We start from the raw sequence: 18,854 nt of genomic DNA on the forward strand, positions 1-18,854 counted from the left end.
GACGGTTTGGAGTATCGTACTCTACGTGAGAAGTATTGATTGTAATACCACGCTCACGCTCTTCTGGTGCGTTGTCGATTGACGCGAAGTCACGAGCTTTACCGCCGTATACTTTTGCAAGTACAGTACAGATAGCTGCGGTTAGAGTTGTTTTACCGTGGTCAACGTGGCCGATAGTACCAACGTTTACGTGCGGTTTCGTACGTTCAAATTTCTCTTTAGACATGAGTTGTCCCTCTAGGTACGGATTTAGGTGGCTTTTGAGATGACCACGCAACCAAAAAAATATCGGTAGTAAAGTATATATCAAAAGGAAAATGTTGCTTAGAGTGATTAGAGCTGGTGCTGATAGGCAGAATCGAACTGCCGACCTCATCCTTACCAAGGATGCGCTCTACCATCTGAGCTATATCAGCACTCTAAAATGAGTGGAGCGGGCAGCGGGAATCGAACCCGCATCATCAGCTTGGAAGGCTGAGGTAATAGCCATTATACGATGCCCGCGCATCGAAGTGACGTCGCTAATATGCCACACTCTTGAGAAAAGAAAACCCCTTTTTAATCATTTGCATGCTGTTTGATTACGACTTGAGCAAATAACGTGGCGGTGGGTACAAAAAGAGCGTTTTCAGAGCAATTCTCGGAAAACAACTTGGTTCTTGCCCTTACCTTTTGCTTCATACATCAAACTGTCTGCCATATGCAGTGTTGGCGACTCCGTGGGTGAAGGGTAAAAAGCGCAACCTAAGCTAATCGTTAATGTCACAAAAGTATTTGAGGAAATCATCAGTTCTTTCTCTGCAATACGCTGGCAAATAAGCTCAGCCAACAGTTGCGATGCTTCGGACGTTTTTCCGTGCACCAAAATGGCAAACTCTTCACCACCTATTCTGGCAAATTCCATATCAGGCTCTAATGCTGAGCGCACGCAAGCAGTAATAAGGCAGATTGCGCTGTCACCTGCGCCATGACCATAAGTATCATTGATCCTTTTAAAGTCATCGATATCAAACACCATTAGCGTTAGGCTTTTTGAGTGGTCACGTTCTTTAGTTAATTGGTTAAAGAAATAATGGCGATTATGTATTCCGGTCAAACTGTCGGTCTGAGACAGAAGAGTCAACTTATGATTTGCTTCTTCAAGTTGCCGCGTCCTTAACCTCACGGTTCGACGCAATTGCAGCGCATAAAGTATTACGACCATTAATGTACCAGTGACTAATCCTGGTATTAGGTATCGGGGATAAACAGTTTCAATGTGCACCCAGCGACTCAAAATTCGGTTTTTTTCGCTCGTGGTAAGCCGTGTAAACCCTTCATCAATTTGGTTCAACAATCTCATATTGTCTTTAGCTACCGCAGGGCGAAGTTCGGCTGAATAGAGAAATTGTGCCGGCATAAACTCTTTAGCTCCATCGGCGATCACAATATAGAAATTCGCGACTTGCGAATCCGCGATAAAAGCATCCAACTCTCCCCTGTTTACGGCTTGCATCAAAAGCTCATTATTGACGTACTCGGTTAGCGCGATGTGCGGGAAATGCTCTTGAGCAAATTCTTGTTCAAAACCTCCCTTAACGATGCCAATGGCGACATCCAAATTACCAGCCAACAGCTGCCCCAATTTTTCCCCAAGAAAGCGTTGATGAACATACAATTGTGTATCGATTTCGAGCAAGGGTTCTCCAAAATCGAGGTACTTTTCTCTTGATGGTGAACGGATTAATCCAGCTTGAATATCAGCTTTACCATACTTAACTGCCTCTAAAGAATCATTCCAGTCCATCAATTTGAACTCAATATCGACATTGTTGACTTGACCAAAGGCCAGCCAGAAATCGATCAGAATACCGGAAGGTTTCCCCTGATCATCAATATAGGAATAAGGTTTCCACGCTTTAGAGTTTGCAATAATCAGTTTTTCTTGCTCAGCAGCGTTCACAACTGAACTGAACAGAAAGCTGCAAAACACAAGCAACATGAGTGATAGTTTTTGTGAACGGCGATGATCCATCCGCATGATATCCTTGATAATTCTTACCAACGGGAAAAAGGTTGTCAGTTTTTCACGAATATTAACTGATAGAAAGTATGGAATTGAGTATGAAAGAATACAAATATCCCTTCAAAATTGAGAGGTTATACCCCCATTCAGACTTTTACGGTAGCAATGCAATCTACCAATAAAGTAAGTCGTCAGGAGGTAAAGAAAGCGATTAGATTTGGCTCGCTTCGATGTAAGCATTGAGCTCTTGATTACTCACGACAGTCAGTAGTTCACCATCAAGATAAAAAGAGACATCATCCTGCCCTTTTTCTCCGCGTAAAACTTTATGTGTGCCATCAACATAGGTAACTTCCATTTGCAGAGTTTGTGGATCAATCTGCTGCATGGTTGCTTTTTCGATTGGCAGTACATTGGTTTGTAAAGGTGCCTCAGTCAGAGAACGATCCAATTGGCCATTCACTTTAATGATCGCGTTTGCAGGCATATCAACAACCGCAGGTGATTTTCCTGAAATTGGGTTCTTACCTGTCCAAAATTCAATTGAGTTGAAAATAAACAGATCGGCTGCACTGGTTAAACCATACACTGGCGAAAGTAGTAAAAACAAACCTTCACGTGCATAACGGTTGTCAACAACTTCTAAGTTGAATTTATTAACCAGCCCTGTAGCGGCCATTTGCCCCATACAACCAGTCAATGAGGTCACACCTAGTCCTGCGACAAGTGCAATTTTTAATGCTTGCTTATTCATATCATCTCCACGCAATTGAAAAGGTGGGCGATGGTAAGGTTTTTTCATTGTTTAGGAAGAGATGAAAAAGTGAATTAACCATTTTTTGACTAAGTGATTTATGTTTGCCGTCACCAATATCAAGTAGTGATAATTGAAAACAACACAATAACATCGATTTTAATGATGAAATTTATTCATTATAAACACTGGCAATACGCGATTTAGTTAGGTTGATGCGTTCTTTTCTGTTGGTACAGGACAATTGAGAACTTTTTCCTGAGGATAAAAAAACACAGTATTTATTCACAAGCATAACAATGCTGAAACAAGCAAAAATTATTTTTTACTGGTCTGAAAAAAGTGATTCCAATCACAAGGGTATTGGTTATAATCCGCGCGCTTTGCCAAAAGAGTTGAATTTTGCAAAGTTATTTTGAACAAATACCCCGTAACTGGGGTTGCCTATCCTAATTTTTAATTGAGTATCACAAACAATGAGCAAGATTGATAAAGCTATGCGCATTCTGCTGGCGGGTTTCTGTATCAACCTTTGTCTTGGCATTCTCTATGCCTGGAGCGTATTTAACAAAGCCCTAGTTACAGACTTTGGCTGGAGTGCAGCCGATGCCTCTTCTCCCTATGCTATCGCAACCATCGCTTTCTCTGTCTGTCTTTTAGTTGCCGGCATTCTGCAAGATCGTATGGGTCCACGTAATATCCTAATCCTAGGTACTACCCTGACAGGCCTTGGCATGATTGCCTCTGGTTTTGCTTCTTCTGTATTGATGCTCAACATCACTTTCGGTGTGATCACAGGCGCTGGTATCGGTTTTGGCTACGCTTGTCTTTCGCCATCAGCGATGAAATGGTTCCACCCAAGCAAGAAAGGCATGGTTAACGGCCTGATTGCGGCAGGTTTTGGCTTGGCAGCGATTTACCTTGCTCCACTGACCTCAACTCTGATCACTCATCTTGGCATCCAAACCAGTTTCATGATTCTTGGTGCTGGTGTACTAGCGATTGCTGTACCTTTAGCTTGCACCATTAACAATCCACCTGCGGGTTATGTACCGGCTGAACCAAAACTGAAAGCGGGTCAAGAAGCTAAAGTTGTTGCTAAAGCAGCAAACCTAAGCTGGAAAGCCATGCTGAAAACACCACAATTTTATGCTCTGTGGTTAATGTATGCTCTAGCGGCTTCTGTTGGTTTGATGATCATCGGTAACATCACGAACATCGCAAGCGTTCAGGCAAATCTGCCAAACGCAGTTTACCTCGCGTCAATTTTGGCCATTTTCAACTCTGGTGGCCGTATTGCTGCTGGTATCCTGTCAGATAAGATTGGTGGTGTACGTACCCTACTTCTCGCGTTCTTGTTGCAAGGTGCGAATATGGTGCTGTTTGCCTCATTTGATTCTGAGTTCACATTAATCATTGGTACTGCTATTGCGGCAGTTGGTTACGGTACTTTGCTGGCTGTATTCCCATCGATCACCGCTGAATTTTACGGCTTGAAAAACTACGGCACTAACTACGGTGTACTTTATACCTCTTGGGGTATTGGTGGCGCTATTGGTGCTGCTGTTGTTGGTTATTCAATGACTCATGGTGGCGGTTATACCTTAGCCTACACAATTTCAGCTGGCATGATGGCCGTTTGTATTGTTCTCGCGCTGATCACCAAGCCAATCTCTGCTGAGAAAGTCGCGCAACTGCAAACAGCATAAGCTCCTGAGTTATCTCGATTCTTCTAAAGAGCCTGACGTTGTCAGGCTCTTTGCTTTTCTGCCCTATTTACATTGTAAAAGTGCCGCAAGTTGGACATCTCCCTACTTCCTTTGCTTTAATTCACCCATTGTCTTATTTCATTTTGCAATTATGAATTTCAAATCCTCAATTCTTCTGCTTGTCGTAACGCTTTTTTCAGGTTGTGCCATGTATGCAGGTATCAATTATGACCAGTTGTTTGGCAGTCAAAGCGTCCGAGAAAGACAACTTCCTCTGCAATCTAGCCAAGCACAATATTTCTTAAATGAAGTTAAACCCATACTCGATAACCGATGTGTGGTATGCCATGCCTGCTATGATGCACCTTGCCAGTTAAAAATGACTTCAGCGGAAGGTATTGACCGTGGTGCGACTAAAACTCAGGTTTATCAAGGTACTCGCCTTACTGCTGCGGCCCCTACTCGCCTTTATGAAGATGCTCAATTTACGCAAGAGTGGCGAGATGTCGGTTTTCATCCAGTTCTCAATGAACGAGATCAAACCGCACAAGCAAACCTTGATGCGGGCGTAATGGCTCGTCTGTTGATGCAAAAAGATCGTCATCCACTACCGCAGCAAGATCAACTGGAAGGTTTCGATTTTTCAATTGATAGAGAACAAACTTGTCCAACGATTGATGAGTTTGATCATTACGAGCAGACCAATCCCAACTGGGGAATGCCGTTTGGGATGCCGAATTTGTCTGCCAAAGAGTACGCGACCTTAATGTCTTGGCTACAAGATGGTGCCGTGATGAATCAGCATCTTCCACTGACCAAACAAGAACAAACTCTGGTTGATCAATACGAAGCTTTGTTTAATCACAGTGCACGGAAAAATCAACTCACCGCGCGCTACATATACGAACATTTATTCCTATCGCACCTGTTTTTCTCAGAGACTGCAGAAGAGCGTCCACGCTTCTTCACTTTAGTGCGTTCATCGACTCCACCAGGCCAACCGGTTAAGCGCATTGCTACGCGCCGTCCTTATGACGATCCGGGCATCGAGCGAGTTTATTATCGCCTGATTCCAGAGCAAGAAACGATTGTGGATAAAACGCACATGCCGTTTGCTCTTAATCAGCAACGTATTGAAAACTGGAAAGCTTGGTTTATTGATGCCGACTACAAAGTTGCAGAGTTACCGAGTTACGATCCGCAGATTGCGGCCAACCCAATGTCTGCCTTTATTGACCTGCCAGTGAAAGCACGTTTTAAGTTTTTGCTTGATAACGCGCAAAATACAGTCATGGCCTTTATCAAAGGACCAGTTTGTCGCGGTCAATTAGCGCTAAACGTAATTAACGACAGATTCTGGATTTTCTTCCTTGATCCAGACAAGGCAGATCTGCCAGAGGTTAATGAGTTTTATCGCTCTCAAGTCGACAATTTAAAATTGCCTGCTGAACAAGAAAATACCGCGCTGCCACTGAGTAACTGGGTTCGCTATTCCTTGCAACAAACCCGATACTTAGAAGCAAAATCTGAGTTCATTAATCAATGGTTTAAAGATGGGACGCATCTAACCACCGATATTATTTGGGACGGTGCAGGGACTAATCCAAATGCCGCTTTAACCATTTTCCGCCATTTTGATAGCGCTTCTGTAGTGCAAGGATTGGTTGGGGAGCCGCCTAAAACTGCTTGGGTGATGGACTATGCGTTGCTTGAGCGCATCCATTACTTACTCGTGGCTGGTTTTGACGTGTACGGAAACTTTGGGCACCAGCTTATTACTCGCATGTTTATGGATTTCCTGCGTATGGAAGGCGAAAGTAATTTTGTCGCTCTTCTACCGCGAGATATTCGTCACCAAGAGCTATCGAGCTGGTACCAAGATCAAAGCGTACAGTTTTCCGATTTCTTACAGCGCAACGTAAAACCCTTTGACCAACCGACCAGTGTTAAATACACCACTGATAACCCAAAATTGGAGTTGTTTGCGAAATTGCGTGCACAAGTTCAACCTGTGTTGAGCAACCGATATGCGATTACTCAAACTGGTTTTAAAGCGGAAAATGAATTTGCATTACGCCAAATTGACCACCTTCAAGGAGAAGGTCTGCTACCTATTCCACAACTCATGATGCTGATGATTGAAAGCGAAAGCGGTGAATCTCAATTGTTTACACTTATCCATAACAATGCGCACACCAACATTTCCAGCTTGTTTGATGAACACAATAATCGTGATCCGAAAAATGATGATCTGACTTTGGTACGCGGCGTAGTTGGTAGTTATCCTTCAGCCTATTTAAGGCTCAAAGAGAGCCAGATTCCTGAGCTTTATCAGCGCCTTGCAGGCATGAAATCTGAAAAAGATTACGTCTCACTACTCGATCGCTTCGCGGTACGTCGTAGCTCACCGGAGTTTTGGTCGTTCAGTGATAAAGTTCATCAATGGTATCGCCAAGATCAACCGATTGAGTTTGGACTTCTGGATTACAATCGTTTCGAAAATCGCTAGTTTTAAGCCATGCCCCATAGCCACTATGGGGCACTTTCTTTCACTAATGTGTGTTAATTAGAACATATAGTCATTCACCCCAGCTTGTATCCAAGCTGCAAGATCATCCTCTAATTCTTGCTCAGTAAATGAAGTGGTCTTCTTTTCGTAAAACTCAATCGTCGAATCGTGTATGGATAGCTTCAGTTCCGCATCGGAAAAAATCAGTCGATAACCTAATTGCACCCTTTGGAACATTCCGCTTACATCGAAGTCTTCATAGATCCTGTCCACATCGATCACTAATCGCTTTGCTTTACCGTCGTCATAGTAAACATTACCGTTCAAATGAACCCTATGACTATCTAAAAACTGAGCTACGTAGAGAAGGGATGCGGTGTCGAAAATGATCATGAATAAATCTCGATTGACTAATAATTATTTGCGGACACTATCACAAATATTTATGCAAACTGGTCCAAGGATACATTTTATGATTACGAACTATTGGAAAACTATGAACTTATCAAGAGTAATTAGGTCAGGTTTCCTTGTTTTCAAAATGTAGATGAACCACTCTATTGAATGCTGAACTACACTTAGTCAAGTATAAGGTTAAGTCATGCGTCAGCACTATTGGCATCATTAATCCCAACCATGCTACACGGAGGAGGTATGAGATGAATACACGAGAACGCATCGAAGCTATTGAGCAAGAAATCTATGTTGCTTGCTCGGAAGGTGATTTAGACACGGTTAATTTACTTGAAAAGCAACTAGATCAGTTACGCGGTAACGAAATTCCTAGTTCAGATGAACCCTATGCACCAGAAGGTCGCGACTACTGGGATAATGACTGGCGTTAATCGCGCAATCTATTTAGCTGTGGAAGAAGCCGAATCAATAATGATTCGGCTTCTTTGTGTAGACCTAAGTACCAAGGATTAACAACGGTAAACTGAGCAGAGTATCCCCACTCGAAGCAAAACCAATGATGATGGCCATCAAACCACTCACTAGTGCAAAGTACCAAACGGTAGACACAATCTGAGCGTAACGGTTAAGTGGAAGTAGATGGCTTTGATGACGTTGTCGCCACTCAAAAATAATATCCAACGATCCCATTAGCAGTAAAAAGCCAAACAGTGTTAAGCCTAAACTGTAACTGAGTGCGATCCCCCCAAGGATAGCCAGCGCACACAAAATCACGCCAGCTTTACTGTTCATCGAAAAGCTCACGCTTTTTAGTACATGCCCTCCATCCAAAGGCAGTACTGGCAATAAGTTAAACAAATTGAGAAAAGCGTTGAATACCGCGAGTGCCGCCCAGAAAGGCGAATCGGTGATCCAATACACACCAACTAAAAGCAGTGACAATAGAAAACCAAAGCAAGGCCCCATGATTGAGATCACGACATCTTGCCAACGGGTATTAATTTTCTCATCACTGAGTGCAAGGCCACCAAGAAAAGGAACGAGATAGATCCCTTTGGTTTTCATGCCAAAGTATTTCATGGCTCTCACATGGCCATACTCATGAAAAACCAAGCAACCTATCAGCGCCAGAGCAAATTGAAACGAGAATAACCATGAATAAGCCGCAAGGCTGGCAGAGGCCATCACCACTTTGATCATCTTCGCGCTCTTGAGGGCTTTCATTGCCAAGGAGGCTAATCCAACAACACTGAATCTTCGCTCTGCTTTAGGCGCTTCGTAAGGTGTTTGGCGCTCAATATCTTTTTCACTACGAACGCCTTGCGCAACAACCTCACCGTTGAGTTTGGTTTGGTACTTCAACTCAAACGGCTGCCATGAAAGCTCCAGTTCTAAACTGCAATCCAGAACATTTTCACCTTGGGTCAGTTGAAAATGGTGCTGAATATCACCTTGGTGCTTTTCTTGTGCTGGACGCTGTGCAACCAGAATGTTGTTCCAAAACAGTTGCTGCCAACCAGCCATCGTCCCTTCAAGTCGTAATGGCTTACCTAAATAATCAATGCAGAGCAGTTCCAAATTTCAATCCAGTGGTCAACAAATGATGCGGCATTATACCGAAAGCCTTGAAAGGAAGCAGAAATTTCCCCTCCCTAGGCTTGGATATTGACGAGGAAATGCAGTGATTTGGATGAAATTACCGAATATCCCTTTAAATTTTGAGCTTAAAATGGATAATACGCGCTTACATTTATTTACAAGGTGGGTACTATGTCTACTGAAGCAACTTTACTTGAACGCTGTCAATCACAATGCGAGCTTTGCGCTGCCTCTGCTCCTCTTTCTCCTTTTGTGGTTGCACCGCATGCACTTGTCACTGTAGATCACGCTGTGATGCTCTGTGACACCTGTAAAGGACAAATCGAAAACCCAGAAACCGTGGATATGAATCACTGGCGTTGTCTGAATGACAGCATGTGGAGCCAAGTTCAACCGGTTCAGGTTCAAGCATGGCGCCAACTAAAACGTCTTTCTGAAACAGAAAGCTGGGCTCGTGATCTGCTGGATATGATGTATCTGGATGAAGAGACCGCTAAATGGGCAGAAATCGGCATGGATGATGATGCTGAGAAGCCACGTGACGTGAATGGTGTTGAATTGAAAAAAGGTGACGATGTTACTGTAATCAAAGATCTGCCAGTGAAAGGCTCAAGCATGGTGATCAAGCAAGGTACTGCTGTGCGCGGTATCGCTCTGACTGAAGATCCAAAGCACATTCAAGGCAAAGTAAACGGCCAAACCATGTACATCATTGCTGAGTACTGCCGTAAGAAATAATCGATGATTGAGCTTGTTAAAGCTTGATTAAGATAATAAGAAAAAGCGCTTTAGGCGCTTTTTCTTATTTGAAGCATATTCGTGGCAAACCACGCTCTTCAAGAAACAAAAAAGTCGGCTCACTGCCGACTTTTCACTATCTCTTACATTTAGCTTAACGGTATAAACCCACATCTTTTTGGATGTGTGCTGACATTTCAGCGGCGTAGTAATGACGTGGAGCATTATCTACAAACAGAATGTCGAGCAGATGAGCAATCAATCCTTTGAAGTTAACCGCGTAGGTTTTGTTATCCTTAGAGGTTGGGACTGTCATTGTTCCCATTTGCATTGCCTGAGCCATGGTAGCCTCTCTTGAATCGGTCACTTACTTTGTTGGTGTGAATATTAGTCAATGACTTAGCGGTTAGAAAATGACTAATTTTACCTTTTCGAATTAGTTAAACTAATAAAACAATGTATTAACAAGGCATAATTTAGATATGCAAAAATGAATCAAAACGCTCGAATATTAGGCATTTTTTACGCATAACTATTAAGTAAGATTTATGCATCACTGATGTGTTAACAAGTTATTTACCAAAATATTTTTACCTCCCCGTGCTGTAGCACGAGAAGGTAACTTGCTATGTTTATGATGCTTTTTCGCTGATGAGCTTATGTCGTGTCCGTTCACGATGAACCGAAGCGATAACGGCAACCGTCATAGTAATAAGTAACACACACAATGAGATCGGTGTTGGAATTGCCCATGGAGATCCCACTAGCATCATTTTCACACCAATAAACACCATGATGAAAGCAAGCGCAGGTTTAAGATAGAAAAATTTATCCATCATGCCCTGCAATACAAAATACAACGATCGTAATCCAAGCAGTGCAAACACGTTAGCGGCGAGCACTAAAAATGGCTCTTGTGTAACTGCAAAGATTGCAGGGATAGAATCAAGCGCAAACATCACGTCCATAAAGGCGATTACACCAATCACAATGAACATTGGGGTTACCCACCAGTGGCCTTGTTGTTTTGTGATTAGCGCATTGCCTTGATAATCGTCAGTCACTTTAAACCAGCGGCGAATTAATCGCTCTGGCAACGGGTTGATTGCCTCTTCACCTTTATCTCGTGCCAATTGAATACCAGTCCAAATCAGGAACAAGGCGAACACATACAGAATCCAGTGATATTGACTGAGCAGTTGAGCACCAACTGCAATCATGATCGCCCGTAGCACCAAAGCACCAATCACCCCCCACAGCAAAGCACGAGGGCGTAAATGTTCTGGCACTGCGTATTGATGGAAAATAATGGCAAACACGAATAAGTTATCGACACTCAACGATTTTTCGAGCAGATAACCGGTAATAAACGAGAGTGTCGCCTTCTCTGCACTATAACTGCTTTCGGGAGCATACCACTGCCAGCCGTAATAAAGGCTTACCGCAAAAACAAACGCAAGAAGGAACCAGAATAGACTCCAGATAGCGGCCTTTTTGATCGTGACATTACCACCACGGGTCTGCCAGAGATCGACTGCCACAAGAGTTAACGTAAGTAGCCAAAGCCGAGATAAGTGATTGGGGACATATTTCCTCCGAAAACGGAAGATCTTGGTAAGTCACCAAATCTCAAGACCTTCCGCATACCAATGATCACTGCAACTGATGCAGTATTGAATGCGTTGGTCTCGTCGAAGTATTGAACTTTGATTTCAGCACTTATATTTGCCGGTTGAGTACTTCTCAACGTGATGACGACAAATAAACCTAAGGCGACTACTCCCCAAACGCCGCCATTCTATGCCTGTGTCCGAAGAGTGTCTAGTCCAATAAAAAAGGAGCCACTAAAATCGGCTCCTTTCTATGTTTGGCTTCATCTATACACCCGCAAAAGGCAAAAGATAAATCAGGGCGGACCATACACCAACCCAAGCCACAACGACTAATGTGTCAAACCAATCTTTACTTAACATGTTCTCCCCCTCTTGCTCGGCAGAATTGAGCAGAAACCAGGCAGAACAAAGCAAGCTACGTGCCAATACGCTTTACAACTGATTGATCAATGCAAATCGTTCGGGAGTATCAGTTTTAGTGATGAACGCATTCACAAGCATTATTCGACTCATGGGTTAATAGCCCAGGACAATCAGTGAGAAGTTCGATGAAAGCATCGGCCATCGAAACTTGAGTCACCATGCCCTCGCCCTCCATATCCAACAAAGCATCATAGCCTTCTTTTCCTTTCATGGTATAAGCCGATGAGGTTCCCCAATATAAAGCATCAAAATCAACAGGCTGCCACTTCCCTTCTTGTTGAATCTGCAACTGCTCGATCCGCTGCCCTAAAGGTTTATCGGCAAGGTATTGGTAACGCAGTTGGTGGCAGTAAGGGTAGCTTCCTGACCCTGTTCCAACTACACCATTACTTAATGCGTTGTTTATCGCCCCTTCGAGGGCACGAGCAATAACACGCCCAGTCACCTGATAAACCCCAATCGGCACGGCAAAGGGCAAAAGTTTTCCTGCCACATCGGCAACTGAAATAGAACCCGGCAAAATTGAGGTACGTACACCACCGGCATTATGAATAGCAAACTGAACATCCAAACCTCGCTTATTCAATGCGTGTACGAAAGCTTTTGCCACAAGTGGTGCGATTTCGCTGCCGCCTTCCGCATCAGGAATACGAACATGACGTAACGTTTGATCAGCATGCGCGATGATCTGTTGTTGTAACTGGCGAACTTTAGGAATGTATTTTTCCTGCAGTAATTTATGCAATGCAGGATCTTTCTTGCATACCACGACGTTGGGGTGGTTATCCACTTCATCCCGAGCCTGACTATAACGCTTGCTCATTTGCACTTCGCTCATGCTGGCATCAACAAACATGCGTCGGCCTAATAGCAGTTCATTGCGGCCTTCAAATTTGGTCACATGTCCATCGGCAGCAAAGTCAATTTGGCAATGTCCAATCGTCAAAGCATACAATCCGGCCTGTACGATGTAAGTATTGTTAATGCGTAGACCGTACTCATCACGGCTAGCAATACCAAGTGCAGAGAAGTCCCCCTGCAATACATGGCTGTGCCCGCCAACAATCACACTGATCCCTGATACTTCTTCCGCTAGAGCGATATCGCCTTCGTAACCTAAGTGACTCAACAGAATAATTTTATTGATACCTGCTTTATGAATTGCTGATACGCTGGCTTTAGCCGTGGCAATGGCATTGACAAAAGGAGTATCGCTATCCGGGTTGGCAATATCTGCCATTTTATCTATCGACAGGCCAAAGATGGCAATTTTCTCACCATTGACATCCTTTTCTATCCAGCGCGCATGGCCTTGCTCAGCGTTATAGCTGTAAACCTTAGGATTGGTTGCTAAGCGCAGTGATTTACTTTCACGCTCCTGAGATAAATCCCAGTTACCCGCTAACAATGGAAACTGAATTCGCTGCGCAAACTGCGCTACCGGGTAGTTGCCCATATCCAACTCATGGTTACCCACAGCCATGGCATCTAGTTTTAAGGCATTGAGCATGTCGGCATTGGCTTTGCCCTTGAATAGCGAAAAATAAAGTGTTCCTTGGAAACAGTCCCCTGCATGCAAAAATAGAAAGCTGCGTTGCATGCGCTGTGCATCATCGCGTAACTGTGCAACACGAGTTGCAATACGTGCGAAACCACCTGCACTCACAAACGGTCTTAGAGTATCCGCTTCATGTTCAAGGGTCAGTTGTAATGAGGTGGGTTCAAAGTAGGAATGGGTGTCATTAATGTGTGCCAACGTGATCGACGCTGGCTGATTTTTTCTTCTCATAGGCATACGTCTTCTCTCTTATCCACTCCTATCCTAGCTCACCGATCATGACAGAATCGTGACTTTTATGAAACCTCTCTGAAATTTTAGTGACATTAAATTACTTGTGTCACATTTTCCGAGCATGATTCATACCCAAAGTGTGACTTCTCATAGGAAAACCAAAGCTTAACACCCTGCTTATATTAGGTTTTTCCTTTATTCTTAAAGAAAACCTCATTAGATAGCACGTATCACGCTCGCTTTTGAGGAATCTAAGGAGCAGCCTATGCATTTAGAGCGAATTGAAATCGCTGGTTTCCGTGGCATCCGCCGCCTATCACTGACCTTTGATGAGATTACAACCCTGATTGGGGAAAACACTTGGGGTAAATCTTCCTTGCTTGATGCGTTGTCCGTGGTGTTACCTGCGGATGGAACCCTCTACCAGTTTGCTTTGCAAGATTTCCATGTTGATTATTCAATTGCAGACCCGCAAACCCAACATTTGCAGATCATTCTTGTCTTTAGTGCCTCTGATCCTCATGAACCTAAGGCTGGACGATATCGCAAACTCAAACCGATCTGGCAAATGGATGAACAAGGCTCGCATAAAATCATTTATCGAATCAGTGCTTCTCGAGTGAAGTACGACATCACCACTCAATACGCATTTTTGGATTTAGAAGGCAATCCTATTGCTTTACATCACTCGGAGAAATTGGCTCAAGAGTTAATGAGTCTGCATCCTGTGATTCGCTTGAAGGACTCACGACGCTTTGAAAAAGCAGTAACGAACGGTAATGGTAAGAATGCTCGAGTTGAAAAACGGATCAGTAACACTTGGCGACGTCTTATGGCCACACCGGGTCATGTTAATAAGGGAGAAATTCGCAGCAGTCTTGGCGCAATGAATTCACTGGTTGAGCACTACTTCTCATTCAAAAGTCAGACTCGCAAAAACCCACGCCGAGAAAGAGATAGCCTGCTTTATGCTGCTTCTTCCAGTGAAAAGAGCTTTAGTCAAATTGTTAATGAGACTAAAAATAAACAGACTAAGCTCCTGCTGCTCGGTCTGCTAAACGCCTATTTGCAAGGTAAAGGCCCCAAAGAGTTACGACGCTGCGCCCGCCCAATTCTGATCATCGAAGATCCTGAAGGTCGTTTGCACCCAACTCATCTAGCACGCGCATGGAGCTTCTTAGATTTGCTGCCTATGCAAAAAATCCTCACGACCAACAGTAGTGATTTGCTTGGTGCCGTGCCTTTACATTCAATTCGTCGATTGGTCAGAAAGTCCGATCGCACCATTGCGACCCGAGTTTCCCATCGCAGTTTAAGCCGCGATGAATTACGACGAATTGGCTTTCATATCCGTTTTCACCGTTCTGGCGCTCTGTTTGCTCGCTGTTGGTTGCTCGTTGAAGGGGAAACGGAAGTTTGGCTATTTAACGAATTGGCACGTCAGTGTGGTTATAACTTGGCAGCCGAAGGTGTACAGATCATCGAATTTGCTCAGTCTGGGCTGAAATCACTCATCAAAGTGGCTCGCGCTTTTGGAATTGATTGGCATGTGGTCACAGATGGCGACCCTGCGGGAAAAAAATACTCTGCGACAGTTCGAGGCTTGCTTGGCCACGATCAAGAACGCCATCGACTGACTGAATTGCCAGATCGAGACATCGAGCATTTCCTATACACGCACGGTTTTGAGTACTTCTTTAAAGAGCTGGTTAAAATCCCGCACGATCACCCTATTCCCGCTAAAAAAGTGGTATCTAAGGTACTCAAAAAACATGCAAAACCTGATTTGGCTTTGGCTATCGTTTCACATTGCGAAGCTAACGGAATGGAATGTATTCCTGTGCTGCTACGCTGGACATTAAAACGTGTGATCACAATGGCCAACGGCAACACTTAGCTATTTTGGCTATTACTCTTTTGACCTCTTTCACTGAGTAATAAAAAAGCCACACCTTTACAGGTGTGGCGGTATCCAATCATTCTGTCGATACGAATTATCAGGGGTAATTTGTGTTTTTACTTTCTATCGAGAAGCAATTTCACTTGCTGCTTCAGTTTGAACGGTGCGAGGTTGATTGAGCTTTTGATATAGCCAGAGTCCGCTGGCTTTCATCAGGTAACCAAATAAGCCCCCTAAAATCAGCGACGGAACAACCAGTTGCCAATCACCATCTGCCGCAAATGTGGCGCAAGAACCAATAAAAGTACCTGGGATATAAGCAAGCCATGATTTTTTCGCTTGAATGCACATCATAAAGGCTACTATTGACGTCACAACGTAACCGATGATTTCCAAACCAACCCATTGGCTAGCATGAATAATCACCATAGCCCAGAAAACGCCACTTAGGTTAGTCAGTAAGCTTTGCCCCAACCCTTTTAGCCCGTCTTTGGGTGAAGCAAAGTAGCTGGTACAGCCTAAAAAACCTGCCCAAGAAAGTAAGCCAAGCGAAACAGCAACCCAGCCCCAAACGCCGGAAAGAATGCCAGTGGTCAGTGCAATCGCAAACAATGTGCTCATATCCGCCTCATGATGCTGAATGTCATTCAGCGTTCGTGAATCAAGGCGATATGCTAACGAAATAGAACGCATCAATAGGTGACTAAAATCACATTAAAATGAATAGTGGTCATTCCATTGCAATCATTTGGTGACGCAACCGATAAATCAACAGATTCAGAAAATATGATAATGCTTATAAGACACTTGGTTTGCCTTTCATCATGCGTAATCCTTCACGTTTAATACACTCCGCAAGAGGATTCTCCTCCATATCTGCTCGCCAGATAAACGAAAGCGTACGCTCCATATTGAGCTCAGGAACATTCAACGCAACCAGCAATCCACTCTCGATAAAGCGTTCCACATCCAAATAAGGTAAACAGGTCAGATAGGGGCCATTGGCGACCAGTGTACGCAGTACAGGAACGTGTTCATATTCACGCCATACGTCTAAGTCAGCGATTAATGGATGAATAACACTATCAAAAATATTGCGTGTACCCGCCCCCTGCTCACGCAAAACCCATTTGGCCTGCTCAAGCTGAGCTAAGCTAACCGATTCACGTTTGGCAAATGGATGATGTGCAGACGCAACAATAGTTAAATGGTCACGACACCACACTTCTTGGTAAATGCGGTTATCGTCACAGCGACCTTCGATAATGCCAAGGTCATATTTATAATCAAGAACGCCTTCAATCACACCTTTGGTGCTCTTTACACCCAGTGAAATTCGGATCTCCGGAAAGTCGCTATCAATAATGCTGATGAGATCAGGAACTAAATGTTCCGCAGGAGTTTGGCTTGCCCCTAAGCGTATTTCACCACTGAGTAAATGCTGATCGTAAAAGCCCATTTCGATCTGCTGAGCATCTTGTAGCAAGCGTTTTGCTTTGGGGCGAAGCCACATGCCCCAGTGCGTTAATGCCATCTGTTTGCCTTGCCTTTCAAACAGAGGACGACCTAACATTTTTTCCAACTGAGCTAAAGACATGCTAGTGGCTGATTGAGTGAGAGCCAGCTTATCCGCAGCCTGACTGACACTGCCACAATCAGCAACTGCATCAAATACCGCTAATTGCTTTAATGAATACCGCACTGCCTATCCTATTCTTTTAATTAATCGTTTCGCTCCCTATGAGCAAGCGGTTTCATTGTACGCCTCCATACTGCCTTATCAACATAATTGATGAGGTTTTTAAAAATTATCAATTTTACCTTTAATGTCCGCTCCCCCTAATCTGATGTCGAAGCAACGCATCAGGCGTTGTTGATTAAACGGAGGTAAACATGAAATTGAGTTTGGGGAGCGAATATGTCTGCAGCCTACTCTAAAAATCAAAACTGCTTTTCACCCACAGAAATGATGGCGGAAGCAGAAAAGTTCGCGCTGAGCAAAGCCAAAAAAACCAGCGGTATGATTTTAGGTCTATCGGTTATGGCGGGAACTTTTATCGGTTTGGCTTTTCTGTTCTACATCACAGTCACCACAGGCAGCGCTTCTGCTGGTTGGGGATTGAGTCGCCTTGCGGGTGGTGTTGCGTTCAGTATGGGGCTGATTTTGATCGTCATCTGTGGTGGCGAGTTGTTCACGAGCTCTGTGTTGTCCAGCATTTCATGGGCAAACCGCGAAATCAGCTTCGGAAAAATGTTGTCAATCTGGGGCAAGGTTTACGTCGGTAACTTCATCGGTGCGATTTTTCTACTGCTGCTGGTAACCGCAGCTGGACTCTACCAGCTCGATAACGGCCAATGGGGATTGAATGCGCTGAATATCGCGCAACACAAACTTCACCACACAGTGATACAAGCCTTTGCACTGGGTGTTTTGTGTAACCTACTGGTTTGTTTAGCAATATGGCTTACTTTCAGTTCTGCCAATGCTATGACCAAAGCAGCAATGACCATCATGCCAGTTGCCATGTTTGTCTCCAGCGGTTTCGAGCACTGTGTCGCCAACATGTTTATGGTACCGCTGGGCATTGTGATCCAAAACTTCGCTCCTGAGAGTTTTTGGCAACAAGTCGGCGTTTCCGCCAGCCAATACAGCGATTTGAATGTCACTCAATTTGTTACTGCCAATTTAATTCCGGTCACCCTCGGCAACATTGTCGGCGGCGCAGTACTGGTGGGATTAGCGAACTGGAGTATTTACCGTCGTCCTCAGTTAAAAGCCGCCAACATTGCCACCATTACTGAAACCCAAGCACTTACGTCAGTCAAGGAAACTATTATGAAAAACACAATTACCGTTAAAGATATGATGAACACTCAACCTGTGACTCTCAGCGTTGATATGACAACTCCAGCAGCGATCGACACCCTACTCGACCACCATTTATCTGCGGCTCCGGTAGTTGATGTTCAAGGTCGTTTGGTTGGCGTTCTGTCAGCTCATGATGTGATGGTTGATTTATGGTGCCAAGACTATCTACCAAGCAAAGATCAGAAAGTGGTTGACCTGATGACGCGTGACGTAATCGCAATTGATGTGAATGATAAGTTGGTTGATGTGGCTGAATTCTTCTGTATCGATAAAGAACAATTATTCCCAACTACAAGCATGGGGATTGCTACTCGCTTTAGCTCCCTCTCTCTCGAAGAGCGTGCTAAAAGCTTAAAAGTCAATAAACCACATATGTTGCCGGTACTACAAAATGGTCAGTTTGTCGGTGTTCTAGAACGCAATGATGTGTTGGATGCCCTACGACCCATTTACGGTGAGCGAGTTCATGTTGTGAAAGAGAAAGAGCTGGCACGCGCTTAATCTTCTCCCTCATTTTGGTTAGGAAATA

15 protein-coding genes, 2 tRNA genes and 1 pseudogene are annotated in these 18,854 nt (G+C 44.0%); 6 read left to right on the forward strand and 12 right to left on the reverse strand.

Annotation, left to right across the window (positions count from 1 at the left end):
* From D908_RS09330 to D908_RS09310, 5 genes are all read right to left on the reverse strand, one after another.
* Window positions 1–226: GTP-binding protein (locus D908_RS09330; protein WP_005524604.1), on the reverse strand; the 226-nt coding region annotated here is incomplete at its 3' end.
* Between the two features lie 114 nt (window positions 227–340).
* A tRNA-Thr gene (locus D908_RS09325) sits at window positions 341–416 on the reverse strand.
* A gap of 13 nt (window positions 417–429) precedes the next feature.
* A tRNA-Gly gene (locus tag D908_RS09320) sits at window positions 430–504 on the reverse strand.
* Window positions 505–628: 124 nt separating this feature from the next.
* Window positions 629–2,014: a transporter substrate-binding domain-containing diguanylate cyclase gene (locus tag D908_RS09315; RefSeq protein ID WP_005524605.1), complete on the reverse strand. Its 1,386-nt coding sequence runs from the start codon at window positions 2,012–2,014 to the stop codon at window positions 629–631.
* A 202-nt stretch (window positions 2,015–2,216) separates the two neighbouring features.
* Complete coding sequence (locus tag D908_RS09310) at window positions 2,217–2,759, reverse strand: DUF3332 domain-containing protein (RefSeq protein ID WP_005516641.1); 543 nt, start codon at window positions 2,757–2,759, stop codon at window positions 2,217–2,219.
* Between the two features lie 476 nt (window positions 2,760–3,235).
* Here D908_RS09310 and D908_RS09305 point away from each other — a divergent pair, with 476 nt between their 5' ends.
* Window positions 3,236–4,468, forward strand: a complete 1,233-nt coding sequence (locus D908_RS09305; protein WP_000034183.1) for an L-lactate MFS transporter — start codon at window positions 3,236–3,238, stop codon at window positions 4,466–4,468.
* A 151-nt stretch (window positions 4,469–4,619) separates the two neighbouring features.
* Complete coding sequence (locus D908_RS09300) at window positions 4,620–6,977, forward strand: fatty acid cis/trans isomerase (RefSeq protein WP_032467602.1); 2,358 nt, start codon at window positions 4,620–4,622, stop codon at window positions 6,975–6,977.
* Window positions 6,978–7,034: 57 nt separating this feature from the next.
* Here the strand turns inward: D908_RS09300 and D908_RS09295 are convergent, their stop codons facing one another.
* Window positions 7,035–7,370, reverse strand: coding sequence for a hypothetical protein (locus D908_RS09295; RefSeq protein WP_005524611.1), 336 nt, complete (start codon window positions 7,368–7,370; stop codon window positions 7,035–7,037).
* 266 nt (window positions 7,371–7,636) lie between these two features.
* On the opposite strand from D908_RS09295, the gene D908_RS09290 reads away from it, so the two are divergent.
* Window positions 7,637–7,822, forward strand: coding sequence for a hypothetical protein (locus D908_RS09290; RefSeq protein WP_005524613.1), 186 nt, complete (start codon window positions 7,637–7,639; stop codon window positions 7,820–7,822).
* A 64-nt stretch (window positions 7,823–7,886) separates the two neighbouring features.
* Here D908_RS09290 and D908_RS09285 read toward each other — a convergent pair whose 3' ends face one another.
* Entirely contained in the window at window positions 7,887–8,969 is a 1,083-nt protein-coding gene (locus D908_RS09285) for a site-2 protease family protein (protein ID WP_000421300.1), read from the reverse strand.
* A gap of 192 nt (window positions 8,970–9,161) precedes the next feature.
* Here D908_RS09285 and D908_RS09280 point away from each other — a divergent pair, with 192 nt between their 5' ends.
* Window positions 9,162–9,728, forward strand: coding sequence for a PhnA domain-containing protein (locus D908_RS09280; protein ID WP_000102408.1), 567 nt, complete (start codon window positions 9,162–9,164; stop codon window positions 9,726–9,728).
* Between the two features lie 154 nt (window positions 9,729–9,882).
* Here D908_RS09280 and D908_RS09275 read toward each other — a convergent pair whose 3' ends face one another.
* From D908_RS09275 to D908_RS09265, 3 genes and pseudogenes are all read right to left on the reverse strand, one after another.
* The gene (locus D908_RS09275) at window positions 9,883–10,071 is read right to left on the reverse strand and encodes a hypothetical protein (RefSeq protein ID WP_000035886.1); all 189 of its coding nucleotides are present in this window, start codon (window positions 10,069–10,071) and stop codon (window positions 9,883–9,885) included.
* A gap of 289 nt (window positions 10,072–10,360) precedes the next feature.
* Window positions 10,361–11,316, reverse strand: a pseudogene (locus D908_RS09270) (TerC/Alx family metal homeostasis membrane protein).
* A gap of 500 nt (window positions 11,317–11,816) precedes the next feature.
* Window positions 11,817–13,559, reverse strand: coding sequence for a bifunctional metallophosphatase/5'-nucleotidase (locus D908_RS09265; protein ID WP_005524616.1), 1,743 nt, complete (start codon window positions 13,557–13,559; stop codon window positions 11,817–11,819).
* A 262-nt stretch (window positions 13,560–13,821) separates the two neighbouring features.
* Between D908_RS09265 and D908_RS09260 the strand changes: the two genes are divergently transcribed.
* Complete coding sequence (locus tag D908_RS09260; protein ID WP_005524618.1) at window positions 13,822–15,453, forward strand: ATP-dependent endonuclease; 1,632 nt, start codon at window positions 13,822–13,824, stop codon at window positions 15,451–15,453.
* Between the two features lie 126 nt (window positions 15,454–15,579).
* Here the strand turns inward: D908_RS09260 and D908_RS09255 are convergent, their stop codons facing one another.
* Together D908_RS09255 and D908_RS09250 are read right to left on the reverse strand one after the other, a co-directional pair.
* Entirely contained in the window at window positions 15,580–16,077 is a 498-nt protein-coding gene (locus D908_RS09255) for a DUF1097 domain-containing protein (protein WP_005524620.1), read from the reverse strand.
* Between the two features lie 175 nt (window positions 16,078–16,252).
* Entirely contained in the window at window positions 16,253–17,158 is a 906-nt protein-coding gene (locus tag D908_RS09250) for a LysR substrate-binding domain-containing protein (RefSeq protein ID WP_001270754.1), read from the reverse strand.
* A gap of 216 nt (window positions 17,159–17,374) precedes the next feature.
* On the opposite strand from D908_RS09250, the gene focA reads away from it, so the two are divergent.
* Window positions 17,375–18,826, forward strand: a complete 1,452-nt coding sequence (gene focA / locus D908_RS09245) for a formate transporter FocA (RefSeq protein WP_005524622.1) — start codon at window positions 17,375–17,377, stop codon at window positions 18,824–18,826.
* The last annotated feature ends 28 nt before the right edge of the window (window positions 18,827–18,854 follow it).

The organism is Vibrio mimicus CAIM 602 (genome assembly GCF_000338875.1).
Lineage (GTDB): Bacteria > Pseudomonadota > Gammaproteobacteria > Enterobacterales > Vibrionaceae > Vibrio > Vibrio mimicus.